16 protein-coding genes are annotated in these 16,826 nt (G+C 45.1%); 15 read left to right on the top strand and 1 reads right to left on the bottom strand.

The annotated features are described in order from the left end of the window. Window positions 1-171 precede the first annotated feature (171 nt). From CE058_RS24860 to CE058_RS19195, 15 genes are all read left to right on the top strand, one after another. The gene (locus CE058_RS24860) at window positions 172-312 is read left to right on the top strand and encodes a hypothetical protein (RefSeq protein ID WP_204260555.1); all 141 of its coding nucleotides are present in this window, start codon (window positions 172-174) and stop codon (window positions 310-312) included. Between the two features lie 105 nt (window positions 313-417). After that, complete coding sequence (locus tag CE058_RS19260; RefSeq protein ID WP_163144781.1) at window positions 418-1,395, top strand: ring-cleaving dioxygenase; 978 nt, start codon at window positions 418-420, stop codon at window positions 1,393-1,395. Window positions 1,396-1,503: 108 nt separating this feature from the next. Further along, a complete protein-coding gene (locus tag CE058_RS19255; protein ID WP_163144780.1) occupies window positions 1,504-2,742 on the top strand; it encodes an MFS transporter in 1,239 nt (412 codons plus the stop codon). Between the two features lie 317 nt (window positions 2,743-3,059). Further along, the gene (locus CE058_RS19250) at window positions 3,060-3,605 is read left to right on the top strand and encodes a GNAT family N-acetyltransferase (RefSeq protein WP_163144779.1); all 546 of its coding nucleotides are present in this window, start codon (window positions 3,060-3,062) and stop codon (window positions 3,603-3,605) included. Between the two features lie 336 nt (window positions 3,606-3,941). Next, complete coding sequence (locus tag CE058_RS19245; protein WP_163144778.1) at window positions 3,942-5,150, top strand: acyl-CoA dehydrogenase; 1,209 nt, start codon at window positions 3,942-3,944, stop codon at window positions 5,148-5,150. A gap of 13 nt (window positions 5,151-5,163) precedes the next feature. After that, window positions 5,164-5,937, top strand: a complete 774-nt coding sequence (locus CE058_RS19240; protein WP_163144777.1) for an SDR family oxidoreductase — start codon at window positions 5,164-5,166, stop codon at window positions 5,935-5,937. A gap of 29 nt (window positions 5,938-5,966) precedes the next feature. Beyond that, a complete protein-coding gene (locus tag CE058_RS19235) occupies window positions 5,967-7,577 on the top strand; it encodes a long-chain-fatty-acid--CoA ligase (protein WP_163144776.1) in 1,611 nt (536 codons plus the stop codon). A 53-nt stretch (window positions 7,578-7,630) separates the two neighbouring features. Then, the gene (locus CE058_RS19230; protein WP_163144775.1) at window positions 7,631-8,194 is read left to right on the top strand and encodes a TetR/AcrR family transcriptional regulator; all 564 of its coding nucleotides are present in this window, start codon (window positions 7,631-7,633) and stop codon (window positions 8,192-8,194) included. Between the two features lie 168 nt (window positions 8,195-8,362). Next, window positions 8,363-9,247 carry a 3-hydroxyacyl-CoA dehydrogenase family protein gene (locus tag CE058_RS19225; protein ID WP_163144774.1) on the top strand — a complete coding sequence of 295 codons (885 nt, stop codon included), beginning with the start codon at window positions 8,363-8,365 and terminating at the stop codon, window positions 9,245-9,247. Window positions 9,248-9,258: 11 nt separating this feature from the next. After that, on the top strand, window positions 9,259-9,660 hold the full coding sequence (locus tag CE058_RS19220) for an acyl-CoA thioesterase (protein ID WP_048011278.1): 402 nt from the start codon (window positions 9,259-9,261) through the stop codon (window positions 9,658-9,660). A 29-nt stretch (window positions 9,661-9,689) separates the two neighbouring features. Then, window positions 9,690-10,763, top strand: coding sequence for a phosphotransferase family protein (locus CE058_RS19215; protein ID WP_197087751.1), 1,074 nt, complete (start codon window positions 9,690-9,692; stop codon window positions 10,761-10,763). A 33-nt stretch (window positions 10,764-10,796) separates the two neighbouring features. Beyond that, a complete protein-coding gene (locus CE058_RS19210; protein ID WP_048011277.1) occupies window positions 10,797-12,572 on the top strand; it encodes an acyl-CoA dehydrogenase family protein in 1,776 nt (591 codons plus the stop codon). A gap of 25 nt (window positions 12,573-12,597) precedes the next feature. Next, window positions 12,598-13,575 carry a quinone oxidoreductase family protein gene (locus tag CE058_RS19205; RefSeq protein WP_048011276.1) on the top strand — a complete coding sequence of 326 codons (978 nt, stop codon included), beginning with the start codon at window positions 12,598-12,600 and terminating at the stop codon, window positions 13,573-13,575. A gap of 117 nt (window positions 13,576-13,692) precedes the next feature. Further along, window positions 13,693-14,466 (top strand): class I SAM-dependent methyltransferase, encoded by a 774-nt coding sequence (locus tag CE058_RS19200; protein WP_163144773.1) that lies wholly within the window; start codon window positions 13,693-13,695, stop codon window positions 14,464-14,466. A 12-nt stretch (window positions 14,467-14,478) separates the two neighbouring features. Continuing rightward, window positions 14,479-15,264 carry an SDR family oxidoreductase gene (locus CE058_RS19195; RefSeq protein ID WP_163144772.1) on the top strand — a complete coding sequence of 262 codons (786 nt, stop codon included), beginning with the start codon at window positions 14,479-14,481 and terminating at the stop codon, window positions 15,262-15,264. 375 nt (window positions 15,265-15,639) lie between these two features. Here CE058_RS19195 and CE058_RS19190 read toward each other — a convergent pair whose 3' ends face one another. Further along, the gene (locus tag CE058_RS19190; protein WP_048011273.1) at window positions 15,640-16,824 is read right to left on the bottom strand and encodes an MFS transporter; all 1,185 of its coding nucleotides are present in this window, start codon (window positions 16,822-16,824) and stop codon (window positions 15,640-15,642) included. Window positions 16,825-16,826 lie beyond the last annotated feature (2 nt).

Genomic DNA, 16,826 nt, shown 5'->3' with positions numbered 1-16,826 from the left:
GTTCAACTAAGCCTCTGCCTGCGCGTCGGCAAGTTTCACTGTATCTCACCAATCGGGCCTTTACGGGCAGTTGACCCCCACTTATCCTCTTTTAATTCCTCTGAGTCTTGAAGTGGGGGTCTTACTGCCCGTTAGACTGCGATAAACGGCACATGAACAGGAGATGGAATAATGAAGGAAGCTACGGAAAAAAGATATTGCGAAGTCTGCGGAAAAGAAACGGTTCACATCGCCAGGGAAGATGCACTGGAAATCGAATACATCTGCAAGGAATGCAATCATGAAGAAGACATTATTAAATCCTTTTTCTAGGACCCCGGGTAATATTGACACCAGCAAGATGCCGTGATAAAGTAAAATTATCTCGAATTAAAGATATTTTATTTTAAGATAGATAACAAAGGGGAGGAAGTACACTTGAATCAATTAAAAGGCATTCACCATGTTACAGCCATCACCAGCAGTGCAGAAAAAAATTATGAGTTTTTCACATATACATTAGGAATACGTTTAGTAAAGAAGACCGTCAATCAGGATGACATTCAAACCTATCACTTATTTTTTGCAGATGATACAGGAAGTCCCGGAACGGATATGACATTTTTTGATTTTCCCGGTATTCCGAAGGGCTCTCACGGAACAGATGAAATATCGAAAACGTCCTTCCGGGTTCCGACAGATGAAGCGCTCGATTATTGGGTAAAGCGGTTTGACCGCTTAGAGGTTCCCCATTCCGGCATCCAGGAGCAGTTCGGCAAGAAGACTCTGTCATTCACAGATTTCGATGATCAAAAATACCAATTGATCTCGGATGAAGCCAATAAAGGAGTACCATCAGGAACACCTTGGCAAAACGGGCCAATCCCGCTCGAATATGCAATCACGGGTTTGGGGCCGCTATTTGTAAGGGTTGCTCAATTTGATTATTTTAAGGAAATGATGGAAAAAGTGCTGCACTTTAAGGAAATCGCTCAAGAAGGAGATTTCCACTTATTCGAAGTGGGTGAAGGCGGAAATGGTGCACAGGTTGTTGTGGAATATAATCCATCTCTTCCGCAGGCGCGCCAGGGATACGGAACCGTCCACCATGCTGCATTCCGTGTGGAAGATAAATCTGTTCTTGACGAATGGGATCAGCATTTGAGAGGCTTTGGTTTCCAGACTTCAGGTTTGGTCGACCGCTTCTTCTTCGGTTCTTTATATTCCCGGGTTGCTCCACAGATTTTATTTGAATTCGCAACGGATGGACCTGGGTTCATGGGGGACGAGCCTTATGAAACACTTGGTGAAAAGCTGTCACTGCCGCCATTCCTTGAGCCGAAAAGGGACCAGATCGAAAGCTATGTCCGTCCGATCGATACAGTAAGAAGCACGAAGGATTTTGTAAAAGAATAACCAGGCCAAAGGCACCTGTCAGTCCACCGCTTTAACGCAGTGGGGGACAGCTGCCTTTTTTTAGGGTATAATGGAGGGTATTCTTTATAAAATTAGGAGCAGAGTGAAGTGGAGAAACATAACAGCAAATACAGGTGGCTCGTCTTTGGCGCGGTTTTATTTGCATACTTCTTGATCGTGAGCCAAAGGACAGCCCCTGGTTTAATTACTGATCAATTAATGAAGGAATTTGGCGTGACAGCTGCGGCCATTGGGCTTCTGACGAGCATCCAATTTTTTGCCTATGCCAGCCTCCAGGTTCCGATTGGGATATTATCCGACCGTTTTGGCCCCAATGTATTTTTAATCGCCGGAACTCTTCTGAATGGAATAGGGACGTTATTTTTCAGCTTTGCCGCAAATGAGTACATTCTCTTCGCGGCAAGGATGCTGGTTGGAATAGGTGATGCAACGATTTGGATTAATATTGTCATCATTTTAGGCAGATGGTTTAAGGTAAATGAATTTGTGAAGCTGCTTGGCTTTGCAGGCATGTCGGGCAGCTTTGGATTTTTGCTCGCGACTGTCCCATTTTCCATTTGGATTTCCATATGGGGCTGGCGTATTCCGTTTTTGGCAGTCGGCATTATTTTGACCATTCTTGCCTTATTGCTGTATATCATATTAATCTGGCAGCCTTCCCGAATGGGCGTAGAGCCTAAAAAAACGAAAGGTAAGAAAGAGCCAAAAGAAAAAACAGCAAGCATATTAAAAAGAATTTTTTCTGACCGCCAGGCATGGGCCACGTTCTTCTGTCATTTCGGCCTGGTCGGCACTTATGTCGGTTTCATCGGCTCGTGGGCTGTTCCGTATGGCATGGATATGTATGATCTGAGCCGTTCCGATTCCAGCCAGCTGGTCATGATCGGATTGTTTGGTGCCATCATTGGTGCTCCGTTAATGAGTTTTATATCAGGCCGGATGGGCAGCATCAAACGCCCTTATCTTTTTGCCCACTCAATCGCCGTCCTTGGCTGGGCAACTTTTCTGTTATTTCAGGGTAAGCCTCCATATCCGCTCCTGATCGTTCTTTTCCTGATTATGGGTTATGGTAATGGGGCAAGTACGCTGACGTTTGCGATTGTCAGAAAATCATTTGACATTCGGGATGTAGGTGTCGTTTCAGGATTTGCCAACACCGGCGGATTTTTGAGCGCAGTTCTGCTGCCATTTATCTTCGGAAAGGTTTTGGATACATTTGAAGCAGGCTACCAGTATGGATTTATTATACCGGTCATCTTCTCACTGATGGGACTGATGGGCGCTGGGTTAATAAAGGAAAAAATACGCGCACGGGCTGTAAATTAGCAATAAAGTAGGCTGACAATTGCGTCAGCCTACTTTTTTTATTTCAAAAACGGTTTCATATTTGATTTCTTCGGATCAATGGTAAAACGGTATATCGGCAATTCCTTCCCAACTTCAGAAGGGATATAGCCAAATGTCGTATAACTGTCTACAAAGTTGCTATGCGAATTGGTGTGTTAAAAACGGTAAAGAGGTTTCTGGATATTTGTGTTGAAATGATAGAGAGGCTTATTTAGCGAACGAGCAGTAATGTTGAATAGGATAGGTATTTAGGCTTGTGCTAGTAAAATTCTTTTTCAGAATGGGGCGGTGTCCAAATGAATATTGCAGAGGAAATCATAATTTCTCCATTAAAGGATGAATTAATTGAGGACATCAATAAAACAAATGATTATTTTAAAGTGTTTGGTAAGGTTGTACCCAGTTTTCAATCAGGAAAATGGTCTTTTGAAGAGAATCTATTTGATGAAACTAAAGAAATTCGGTTCCCAGATGATCAACTTGATTGGAGCCTTTATATAAATCGTGAAGATAAAGCTCTTTTTCTAGCTTATAAGAATAATAATTGCATTGGGCAAATTAGAATAATTAAGGATTGGAATCGCTTCTGTTATATTGAAAATATCGCTGCAAAAAAAGAATTTAGAGGATATGGAATCGGGAAACTGCTCTTAACTAAAGCGGAAGAGTGGGCAAAACAAAGAAAACTTATCGGTATGTCTCTAGAGGCTCAAGATAATAATCTTGGAGCTTGCAGGTTTTATGTGAAACAAGGATTCATACTAGGTGGAGTTGACACATTGAAGCAGTCATATAATCCAAATATAGAAACCACTTTGTATTGGTATAAGTTATTCAAGTAAACGTGTGCTAATCTTCAACAAAGTAATACGATAAAAAAGCTCGAAGCATAATGCCCCGAGCTTTTTTGCGTGCTAATCTCACTGCTAAAGTGTCTGCTAATTCAACTGCGAAAAGTATTGATAATTCGAATTTTGTACTTCAAAACCGAACCCGTTAGTTTGAGGCTGAGCTGTTAAAAATAAATAAATTCCTTCATAAAAACAGTACTACTTTGGATGGTGAAAAAAATAGATAAAAAAATAAATTTTCTGAAAATAAGTTGATTAATTTCAGGGATTGTTTATACTAAATTTGTAACATACCGACCGGTCAGTTAGTGGAGGAGGGACAGGAATTTGGATTTCTCATACTCACCAAAAGTTCAGGAGCTCATAGGGAAATTAAATGTGTTTATGGAAGAAAACGTTTATCCAAACGAAGCTTTATATGAACAGCAATTGAATGAACAGGTAAATCGATGGAGTGCTATTCCGCCGATTATGGAAGAGCTGAAACGCAAGGCGAAAGCTGCTGGATTATGGAACTTATTTTTACCGGAGAGCGAGTATGGCGCAGGACTCACGAACGTGGAATATGCCCCGCTTTGTGAGATTATGGGGCGATCAATGATTGCACCGGAAATCTTCAACTGCAATGCACCTGATACCGGCAACATGGAAGTGCTCGCAAGATACGGCACGGAGCAGCAGAAGAAGGATTGGTTAAAGCCGCTGTTAGAAGGGGACATCCGATCCTGCTTTTCCATGACAGAGCCGGATGTGGCCTCCTCTGATGCCACAAATATTGAAGCGCGGATTGAAAAGCAGGGTACAGAATATGTCATCAATGGACGGAAGTGGTGGTCTTCAGGTGCGGGAGATCCGAGGTGCCGTATAGCGATCTTTATGGGAAAAACCGATCCAGACGCAAACCGTCATGAACAGCAATCCATGATTCTTGTTCCTATGGATACCCCCGGAGTAAAAATAGAGAGGATGCTTCCGGTGTTTGGCTATGATCACGCTCCACATGGCCATGCTGAAATTACATACAACAATGTCAGAGTTCCTGCTGAAAATATCATTTGGGGTGAAGGGAAAGGGTTCGCCATTGCACAGGGCAGGCTGGGTCCGGGACGCATCCATCATTGCATGAGGCTGATCGGGGCAGCAGAGCGCGCTCTTGAGGAATTATGTATGCGTGTACAAAATCGAACTGCTTTTGGCAAAACGCTCGCAAGCCAGGGTGTCATCCGTGAATGGATAGCGGATTCCCGGATTGAAATTGAGCAGGCAAGACTATTAACGCTTAAAGCTGCCCATATGATGGATACTGCCGGCAACAAAGTGGCGAAAACCGAGATTGCTATGATCAAGGTCGTGGCGCCATCCATGGCCCTTAAGGTAATTGATCGGGCAATCCAGGCGTTTGGAGCAGCTGGAGTGAGTGAGGATGTACCGCTTGCCGCACTGTGGGCAAATGCCAGAACGCTGAGATTGGCAGACGGTCCAGATGAAGTCCACCGGGCACAGATTGCTAAGCTTGAATTGAAAAAATACCAATAGGAGCTGAAAAATCATGAAGGTAATGGAACTATTTGACCTAACCGGAAAGACTGCACTGATTACTGGAGGCGGGAGAGGGCTGGGTGCTCAGATTGCCGAAGGATTAGCCGAAGCAGGGGCAAATGTCGTGCTTTGTTCAAGAAAAGTGGAGGCATGTCAGGAAACCGCTGACCGCCTTGCAGCACTTGGTGTGAACACATTAGCGCTTTCCTGTGACATCAGTAAACAGGAGGATGTCCAAAAAGTGGTTGAAGAGACGGTTCAGGAATTTGGGGCTATCGATATTCTGGTCAACAACAGCGGGGCTACCTGGGGAGCTCCCGCGGAAGAAATGCCGCTTGAAGCCTGGCAAAAAGTCATCAATGTGAATGTGACTGGGACGTTTTTAATGAGCCAGGCTGCAGGCAAGGTCATGATCGAACAGGGATCAGGAAAAATCATTAATATTGCCTCTGTTGCCGGACTTGGAGGCACGGACCCCAGGGTGATGGATACAATCGGCTATAACACCAGCAAAGGGGCAGTCATTACGATGACAAAGGACCTGGCTGTAAAATGGGGCAGGTATGGCATCAATGTGAATGCCATTGCTCCAGGTTTTTTTCCTACAAAAATGTCCTCGGCGATTATGGAGCAGGGACGAAACCCCATCCTGGACGCAACACCGCTCAGACGCTTCGGCTCTGAGGATGATTTGAAAGGCGCCGCATTGTTCCTGGCTTCCAATGCTTCAAATTATGTGACGGGAGACGTATTAATTGTTGATGGCGGAACACATGCAATGTAAAATGGCAAATTATGTTGGAGGGATTTCAAATGACCGATAAGAAAACCTGGCATGCACACTATCCTGAATCCATTGCAGCTGAAGTAACCATTCCAAGTAAATCGATGCCTGAGATGCTTCAGGAAGTGACAGCGATATATCCGCAGAATATGGCACTATCTTTTTATGGACGAAAGATGAATTACGCGGAACTTCAAAAAGCCGTCTATGGATTTGCCGCATCCCTGCAGAAAAATGGTGTTCAAAAAGGCGACCGTGTTGCCATCATGCTTCCTAATTGCCCGCAATATGTAATTGCTTATTATGGAATACTTGCAGCAGGCGCGATTGTTACTCAAGTAAACCCGATGCTGGTTGAGCGCGAGATAGAGCATATCATGAATGACTCTGGTTCTGAAACTCTTGTCGTGTTTGATGCCCTATATCCCCGGGTTAAGGGTGTTCAAGACAGAACGAAGGTTAGAAATATAGTCATTGTCAGTCTGCAGCCAACAGAAGCAGATTTTTCACCTGACAAAACATTCGAAGGTTTTATACAGGAAGCCAGTGGACAATACACCCCGGTCAACATTGAGCCCCAGCAGGATATTGCCGTTCTTCAATATACGGGCGGAACAACCGGACGGTCAAAAGGAGCCATGCTGACTCATTACAATGTTCTCGCAAATGTGGTACAGTCTTATGAATTTTTTAAAGATAGAACGGAAATAGGCGGGGAAAAATTCTTAACCGTCATTCCGCTGTTCCATGTTTTTGGCATGACTGCCTGCATGAACTTTGCCATTTATACGGCCAATGAATCGATTTTATTGCCGCGCTTTGATGTGGAGGAAGTGTTAAATACAATTAAAAATGAGCAGCCATCTGTATTTCCTGGTGTTCCAACCATGTATGTGGCCATCACCAATCATCCGCATGCAGAGGAATATGGCATTGACAGCATTGAAACCTGCAATAGCGGCAGCGCGCCTATGCCTGTCGAACTGATGCGGGATTTTGAAAAAGAGACGGGAGCAAAAATTCTCGAAGGTTATGGTTTATCAGAAGCTTCCCCGGTAACACACTGCAATCCGCCATTTTCAGAAAGAAAGCCTGGAAGCGTTGGAATCGGCTTTCCTTCAACTGATTATAAAGTAGTTGATTTGGCCGCAGGTACCGAAGAGGTCCAGAATGGAGAACTGGGCGAGGTCATTATCAAGGGCCCTCAGATTATGAAAGGCTATTGGAATATGCCTGAGGAGACGGCTGTTACATTACGGGATGGATGGCTCTACACCGGTGATATTGCGAGAATGGACGAAGATGGGTTTCTATACATTGTCGACCGCAAGAAAGACCTGATCATTGCCAGCGGCTATAATATTTACCCGCGCGATATTGAGGAAGTGCTCTATGAGCATCCTGCAGTTCAGGAGGCTGTCGTCATTGGTGTCCCGGATCCTTACCGGGGTGAAACAGTTAAAGCTTTCGTCGTGCTGAAAGCCGGTAAAACGGCGACCCAAGAAGAAATCATTTCATACTGCAGGCAGAACCTGGCTGCCTATAAAATTCCATCGGCCGTAGAATTCCGAGAGGAGCTTCCAAAGACCAATGTCGGAAAAATCCTTCGAAGAGCTCTGAGGGATGAAGTCCGGAGTTAATCGTTTTGTGATATAATGCTGTCGATATTTTCTAACAGAAGCGGGGACTGACATTGAAAGAAAAAATTACTGAAAAGAGCATCCGGCTATTTGATCAGAAAGGTTTCAGCGAAACATCAATTCAGGATATCGTCGACAGCCTCGGTGTCACGAAAGGCACGTTTTATTACTATTTCTCGAGCAAAGAACAACTGCTGATGGACATTCATCTTCGCTATATAGATGATATGCTGGCCAATCAGCACGAAATCCTCGGGGATGAGTCCAAATCCAGTAAAGACAAACTTCTAGAGATTGTTCAAATGCTGCTGGGCAATATCAAAACCCAGGGAGCAAGCGCAAAAGTCTTTTTCAGGGAAATGCGCAACCTTAGTGAAGAAAGCTTATCGGAAATCATTCCAAAAAGGGATCAGTTCAGGCTGAATATCGAAAAATTAATAGAAGAAGGCAAGCAGAAGGGAGAGTTCCGAGCTAACCTCAACTCTCCGATTATCGCTTTTGGCATCTTAGGCGTCACCAACTGGAGCTATCAGTGGTTCAATCCAGAGGGAAGCATATCCGACCGGGAAGTGGCAGAGATCTTTACGGAAATGATATTAAAGGGGATAGAGATGTAGCTAGATATTGGTGAGTTTTTCAATTTATCGGCGAAAATTTAATATTTATCGGCGAATTTTTAAAAATATCGGCGAAATTTAAATTTTATCAGCGAATTCTTGAGAAACCTGAGAAATTTTGATTTTCCCGGAAAACATACCAACTGGTCAGTATAAGGAGGATAAACGATGAATGCAAAGGATGTTAAGCAAATTACCGTTATAGGTGCCGGACAAATGGGCCACCAGATCGGAATGCTCTGTGCTCTTGGAGGCTATGAGACGATTATCCAGGATTTGAGCGAAGCCGCATTGCAGGATGCCGAGGCTAAGCTGCAGATAATTATGTCAAAATGGGTTGCCAAGGGGAAGCTGGATGAAGATGCGAAAGCCGCTGCTTTCGGAAAGCTTCGTTTCTCCAGCAGCCTTCAGGAAAGTGTCCGAAGCTCCGACTTAATCATTGAAGCCGTAACGGAAAAGCTTGGTGTGAAAAAAGAGGTATTCAAGAAACTGGAAGAGTTCGCGCCTCCTCATGCCATCTTTGCAACCAATAGCTCTACAATCGTTAATAGTTTAATAGCCGGTGAAACTGAGCGGCCTGAAAAAGTCGTTAATATGCATTTCTTCTTTCCGCCTCTTGTGATGGACTGTGTGGAAGTAGTCATGAGTGAACAGACGTCTGAAGAAACCGCACAAATTGCGATGGAAGTCTGTGAAAAGATTAATAGAACAGCCGTCCTTTTGAAAAAAGAAATTTCCGGCTTCGTCGCAAACCGCATTCTCGGTGCACTCCAAAAAGAGGCAGTGGCTCTGTATGAACAGGGGATTGCCGACTATAAAGATATCGATATCATCTGCCGGAAAGCCTTGAATCATCCCATCGGCCCGTTTGAACTCATGGATTTATCCGGACTGGATGTGGCCTATTATGTAATGGATCAGCGTTATCGGGAGACAGGAGATCCTGCAGATAAGCCATTTGACTGTGTTGCCGAAAAAGTGGCAAAGGGAGAATTGGGGAGAAAGACAGGTAAGGGCTGGTATGAGTATTCTTCCAATAAGGTGAAGAGTTAAGGGGTGCCATCATGCATGAAATGCAGGTAACAGTAAGGTTTTGCGAAACTGATGCTCTTGGCCATATCAACAATACAAGTTATTTTATTTACCTTGAAGAAGCACGGGTGAAATACTTCGAGACACTTGGCTACAGCATGGATGTGAAAAAATGGAGTTTTATCCTGGCCTCCACAAAATGCGACTTTCTAAGCCAGGGATATTTTAACCAAATCCTAACGGTGAAAACCTGGGTATCAAGGATTGGCAGCAAAAGCTTTCAGCTCGATCATGAAATTGTATGCAGCCAGACAGGCACACATATTGCCAGAGGGAGCGCCGTAATCGTCTATTTTGATTTCGCCCAACAGGAAAGTGCTGCTATACCTGATCTTCTAAGGGAAGGTCTAAACCAAAATTTAAGAGAAGCATAATTTAATTTTCCTATAAAAAGGAGGACCACATGCCGAAGCAAATGAGTCAGGATACCATTTCCGTTAGAAAAGGAGAGCAATTGAATACCGCTGAATTGGAAAAATTCCTGCGGAACGAGATGGCTAATCTTCCAAATCAACCGCTTGAGATTCTTCAGTTCCATGCTGGGCACTCCAATCTTACCTATCAGCTGAAAATGGGAGAGTGGGAAGCCGTGCTGCGCCGGCCTCCGCTTGGACCTGTCGCACCGAAAGCTCATGACATGGAGAGGGAATACAGGGTGATTTCTGAGATACATCCCTTTTTCAAAGAAGCCCCGAAGCCGATCCTGTTTACGAATAATAGTGAAATCACAGGAGCACCATTTTTCATTATGGAACGGCGGCATGGAATTGTTTTAGATACCTCATTCCCTGAAGGAATGGAACCGGACGAGGAAATTTGCAGAAGACTGTCTCAAATTATGGTTGATAAGCTGGCAGAACTTCATTCCATTGACTATAAAAGGACAGGTCTAGCGGAAATCAGCAATCCCGATGGATTTATGGAAAGGCAGGTGCATGGCTGGATTGGCCGGTATGAGCGGGCAAAGACAGATGAAGTTTCTGAAGCGGATACGCTGAAAAAGTGGATGACCCATCATATCCCGGTTAGTCCTGAGCCATCCGTCATCCATTATGATTACAAGCTGAACAATGCAATGTTCAATGAGGATTTAACAGAAATGACGGGCCTTTTCGACTGGGAGATGGCAACGGCAGGCGATCCGCTGGCAGATCTTGGTGCCGCGATGAGCTATTGGATTCAGGGAGACGATCCCGATCTGCTCAAGTATGGATTAGGAAAACCCCCGGTAACCGTTCTAAATGGCTTTTACTCCCGCAGAGAATTTATGGAGGCCTATGCTGGAAAAACAGGCCGTGATCTCAGCAGTATGAATTTTTATTTAACATTTGCTTACTTCAAACTGGCCGTCATTTGCCAGCAAATCTATTACCGTTACAAGAAAGGCCAGACAGCAGATCCGCGTTTTTCACAATTTAATAGATTCGTTAAAGTACTCCTGAAACATGCTGTACAGGCGGCAGATGAAAAAATTTAAGATGAAGAGATGCTGAGGAGAGTGAATCCGTACATGGAAAAAGTAAATACAGCCAATACTGGTGCAAGCTTTTTGTTCACAAAGCTTGATCCTGAAACACTTTTCATACCCGAGGAATTTACAGATGAGCATATCTTAATAGGAAGAACAGCTAAACAATTTACTGAAAAAATGGTTCACCCTGAAAAGGACCGGATCGAAAACCAGGAATTCGAGCTGGTAACGGATTTACTGAGGAAGGCAGGCGAACTTGGCCTGCTTGCCCATAGCATCCCCGAAAAATACGGCGGTCTTGGCCTGGATAAAATCAGCAAGGGGATCGTCGGAGAAAACATTGCCTCATCAGGCGGTTACGGGGTAGCCCACTCAAACCATACCTGTATTGCAACCCTGCCGATCACTTACTTCGGAACTCCTGAGCAAAAAGAAAAGTACTTGCCGAAGCTTGCTTCAGGGGAGTACATAGGCGCTTACTGCCTGACAGAGCCGAACGCAGGATCGGATGCTCTATCCTCCCAGACTACCGCCGTTTTAAATGAGGATGGGACCCATTACATTTTAAATGGCACGAAAATTTATATTACGAATGCTGTATTTTCAGATACATTCATTGTATATGCCAAAGTGGACGGCCGGCATTTTACCGCATTTATCGTCGAACGGGACACACCAGGATTATCCCTTGGCCCGGAAGAAAATAAGATGGGCATTAAAGGATCTTCAACCAGATCGGTCATTTTTGAGGATTGTCCTGTGCCAGCAGAAAATCTGCTTGGGGAAGTGGGCAAAGGCCACATCATTGCTTTGAACGTCTTGAATTTGGGCCGTTTCAATTTAGGTTCAGCCTGCATGGGGGCAGCAAAAACCGGCTTGAAGAAAACACTCCAATTTACAGGGGAAAGAAAGCAGTTTGGGAAGTCGATCGCTGATTTTCCGGCTACCAAGGAAAAAACGGCGAAGATGGCAGGAAGAATCTACGCCGCTGAATCACTGCAATACCGCACCGCAAGCCTGCTGGAGGAATCATTGGGAGACTTATATGAATCAACTGATCTAAAGCTTATTGGAAAAAGAATGAGCGAATATGCCACGGAATGTGCGATCTGCAAGGTGTTTGGCTCGGAAACACTGGATTATACGGCAGATGAAGCACTGCAGCTTCATGGCGGCGCGGGATTCATCAAGGAATACGGTGTGGAACAAATGTATCGGGATTCCCGCATTAACCGTATTTTTGAAGGTACAAATGAGATTAATAGATTGCTGATTCCTACTCACCTTTTCCGAAAAGCGCTGAAGGGTGAAATCGATTTAGCAGCAAGAGTGGAGGAAGCGATTGTTCAGCTGAGCAAACCTGCACCAATCGGGCAGGCGATTTTTAAGAAAGAGAGAGCAGCGGTTGATACTATAAGAAACCTATTCCTGCTGAATGCCGGACTCGCTTATGAAGCATTTGGCGATACCCTTGTTCATGAACAGGAAGCCCTAATGAAGCTTGCTGATCTCGCCATTGCCCTGTATGCAGCAGAATCAGCAGTTTATCGGACATACAAAGCCATTCAGAAAAATGGTGAAGAAAAAGAAGAATTGAAGATTCAGCTGACCAGGACTTTTCTGGAAAGTGCAATATGGGAAGCTGAAAGGCTATCCCGCCAATTAGTGTCCGAATTGTCTTCAGATGAGAAAAAGGATGCGCTGATCGGATTAATCATCCGGGAATGCAGCAGGTTCAGCTCCCTTGGAAAAGAAAGTTCAAGGAACCGGAGAATAGCTGAGCTCATTTATGAAAAAGGCGAATATTGCTGCTAGAAATATAGAAAAGGAGTGTTTGAAAATGAAAGCCATTCAATTCAAAGAATATGGGGGACCTGAAGTCCTTAATGTAATCGAACTGGATCGGCCGCAGCCGACCGGACGGGAAGTTTTAATCGAAGTTCATGCGATCGGAGTGAACTATGCCGATACCGCAAGAAGAGAAGGGCAATATGTTGTGCCGACACCTCTGCCGTTCATTCCCGGTGCCGAGGTGGCAGGTGTTGTCGCAGCCGCAGGTGAAGAGGCGAGTATTCCGGTTGGCACAAGAGTGGTGACGCTAATCGAATCAGGCGGCTACTCAGAGTATGTCACAGCCGATGAAAGGGGGTTGATTCCGCTGCCGGAAGGACTGGATTTCAATCTTGCTGCGGCACTGCCCCTGCAAGGACTGAGCGCCTATCATATTTTGAAAACGATGGGCCGGCTTGGAGCGGGTGAAAGCGTCCTGGTCCATGCAGCCGCGGGGGGAGTGGGAACACTTGCCGTTCAGCTTGCAAAATTATTCGGGTCCGGGACTGTCATTGCTACCGCCAGCACTGATGAGAAACTGCAGCTTGCAAAAGAAATGGGAGCCGATGTCCTTGTCAACTATACGAATGAAGGCTGGGAAAATGAAGTACTCGAAGCAACAGGCGGAAAAGGTGTGAATGTGGCACTCGAAATGGCAGGCGGCGAAATTTTTAATAAAACCCTGAAATGCCTTGCCACCTTTGGCCGCCTTGTCATTTATGGTGTGGCAAGCGGGGAGCAGAGCCGGTTTTATCCTTCTTCCTTAATGGGGCGGAATCAATCGGTCATCGGATTTTTCCTGCCGCAAATAATGAGGAAACCGGAATTGCTGCAACCGAGCATGAAGGAATTATTATCCTATACAGCCCAAGGGAAGCTGAAGCTGACTATTGGAGAAGTCCATCCTCTTGAGGACGCTGCCAAAGTACATGAGCGAATGCAGTCTAGGCAAACAAAAGGGAAACTAATTCTTGTGCCTGCCAGATAAACAGCAGCCTGCCATTTCACCAAGTGGCAGGCTCTTTTTCTATTAATCTGACAGGATTATAGGGATTTGTATAGAAACTAAATAGTATAGGTGAATTTTTGATGGTGGTGATTACATATGGAAAAGGAAGAGATAAAGAAAAAGGTACAAAATACATTCGGTAAAAACGCAGAAAAATATGTGACAAGCAAAATTCATGGAGATGCGGCAGAATTACATCAGCTTGTTCAAACCCTGAATCCGCAGAAGGATTGGGTGGTGCTGGATATCGCGACAGGCGGCGGGCATGTGGCCAAAAGTCTGGCACCCTTTGTTTCCCAGGTCTTCGCAGCTGATTTGACAAAAGAAATGCTGGCGAATACCGCACGCCATCTGGAAAGCTATAAAAATATCTGGTATATCGTTGCAGACGCGGAAACTTTGCCTTTTCTGGATGAGTCCTTTGATGCTGTCACGTGCCGGATCGCGCCACACCATTTTCCCCATCCGGAAAAGTTCATTGCTGAAGCTGGCAGGGTTTTAAAATCAGGGGGAAGATTCCTGTTAGTTGATAATGTATCACCCGATGAAAAAGAGCTCGCAGACTATATGAACACAGTTGAGAAAATGCGGGATGACAGCCATTACCGGTGTTTGTCAACGGCAGAGTGGAGAAAGCTATTTGCTGCTTCCGGACTGCATGAAACGAACGCAAAGAGCAGGAAGAAAACCTTCGAATTCCCTTCCTGGGTGAGGCGGACGGCTGAAAGTGATGAACAGATTAAGGCAGTCGAAGATTATATTCTGCAGGCTGATCAGGCTGCTGCGGATTATTTTCAAATTGAACTACATGAAGGCAAGGTCCAATCCTTTAAAGTGGATGAATGGATGGCGCTTTGCGTTAAAAAATAGGAGGAAACGATCATGGATTTAAAACTGAAAAATAAAAAAGCGCTTGTCGTGGCTTCAAGCCAGGGCCTCGGAAAAGCCATTGCAGCACAGCTTGCAAAAGAAGGCACCAAGGTCATGATAACAAGCAGGGACGAAGCAAAACTAAAGAGCGTTCAAAAGGAATTCCGTGACCAATTCAATGCCGATGTTGAGTATTACCGCTCAGATGTTACGGACCCTGAGGATATAAAGAACCTGATTCAGCATACAGCTGAAACCCTTGGGGGAATTGATATATTAATCAATAACGCCGGAGGGCCACCCGGGGGGACGTTTGAAAACCTGACAGATGAAGACTGGGAAAAAGCGTTTCAGCTAAATCTATTAAGCCATGTCAGGCTGATCCGCGAGGCACTTCCTGAATTAAAGAAAAATGGCGGCAGGATCATTAATATAGCATCATCAAGCATAAAGCAGCCGATTCCGGGCCTGCTCTTATCCAATACATTCCGGCTTGGGATTGTCGGACTGACCAAAACACTCTCACAGGAATTGGCAGCTTATAATATCTTAATTAATACAGTAGCTCCGGGAAGAATTGCGACCGACCGCGTTGATTATCTGGATCAGCATAACGCGGACCGGCAGAATATCACCAAAGAAGAAGTCGCAGAAAGAGCCAAAAGCAAAATTCCGCTAGGCAGATACGGGACCCCGGAAGAATTTGCGAACGTTGTCACCTTCCTTGCATCTGATGCCAGCAGCTACGTGACCGGAAGCTCCATTTTAGTCGATGGCGGGATGGTGAAAGCTTTATAGGAGGAATTACTGTTCGGGCAGTTAGAGTATGAGATCGAATTTGGTGCAGCTTCGGACAGAGAAATTGGAAAAACTAAAGTGTAAGGCCGAAACTGGCGCAACTTCGGACAGAGAAAGCAGAGAAACCATAATTTGAGTGCGAATACGGGTCAACTTCGGACACAAAAGTCGGAAAACCAGGAGTGTAAGTCCGAACCTGGTGTAACTTCGGACACAAAAAGCAGAGAAACCATGATCTGAGTCCGAACCCAGCCCAACTTCGGACACTGACCGCGAAAATCACAAGCACAAAGTCCGAACCCACCGCACCACCTGAAAAACTCACCCAAAATAAAAAGACGATTTTCCGCATCTCCCGGAAAATCGTCTTTCGCATTAACCCCTTTTTGTCACCAGAATCCAGATATACAGTAGAATTGAAATCACTACCGATCCGGCTGCTGTCAAATAAATGGTGCTATACCCAAACAAATGAGCGATCTGCCCAAACACGATGGCGCCAATCCCTACTCCAAGGTCAAAGAAGGAAAAGAACGTAGCATTGGCCATCCCGCGCCGATTGGCAGGCGCTTCTTTTACAGACCAGGCTTGAAGGGCAGGCTGGACTGATCCAAATCCGAGACCATAAAGAATCGCAGCTATATACATAATCAAGCTGCTAGGAAGCCACGCCAGCAGGAACATGGCTGCCAAAATCAGCACCGCTCCTGGTAAGAATACAGCCTGGTGACCTCTTTGATCATATAATCTGCCGGCAAAAGTCCGGGAAAGCATTAAGGCTATGGCAAACAGCAGGAAGTACCAGTGGATGCCGCCTATCCCTTTTTGGGCTGAGTAAATAGGAAGAAATGATGCAATGCCCCCGAAGGTAACGGTGATGAAAAATAAAAGAAATGAAGGCCTTAAAGCACTTTTTTCATAGATGTCCCAGCGCTTCTGGGGAACAGTTTGTTTTTCAGCCTGCTTGTAGTTGATCCTCGATGACAACACCAGTGCGGCTAAACCCAGCAGAGCACAAATTAAGAATAAGAGTTTGAAAGAGATGACTCCGGCGAGCGCCAGTCCGAGGGTGGGGCCGAATGCAAGGGCAATGTTCCCGGAAAGCCCGAAATATCCCATTCCTTCTCCCCGCCGCTTTGCAGGAATTAAATCCGTGGCAATGGTTCCCGAGGCTGTAGTGGAGAAACCCCAGCCAAATCCCTGGATAATCCTTAAAACAAATAAGAAGATTAAACTATTAATAAAACCAAATGACCCAACCGAGAGCACGAAAATTGCCAGGCCAGTTAAATAGACAAAGCGCCTGCCTTTGGTCTCCAGCGTATGCCCTGCATAAGGACGCAATAGCAGAGCCGAAAATGTAAAGATCCCGACCACTATCCCGATCAGCTGGTCATTCCCGCCCAATTTTTCCACAAAAAGAGGGATAGTGGGCAATGTCATTTGAAATCCGAGAAAAATAAAAAAGTTGGACATCAAAATCAGAACAAAATCCCTTGACCAAATCTTTTCGGAACCTGCAGTCTGTTTTTTTGCTTCTCCTGATAAAGTATCAGCCATAT

This window comes from Bacillus sp. 22-7 (assembly GCF_010628845.1).
GTDB lineage: Bacteria > Bacillota > Bacilli > Bacillales > Cytobacillaceae > Cytobacillus > Cytobacillus firmus_B.
This window is presented reverse-complemented; position numbering and strand designations above follow the sequence as displayed.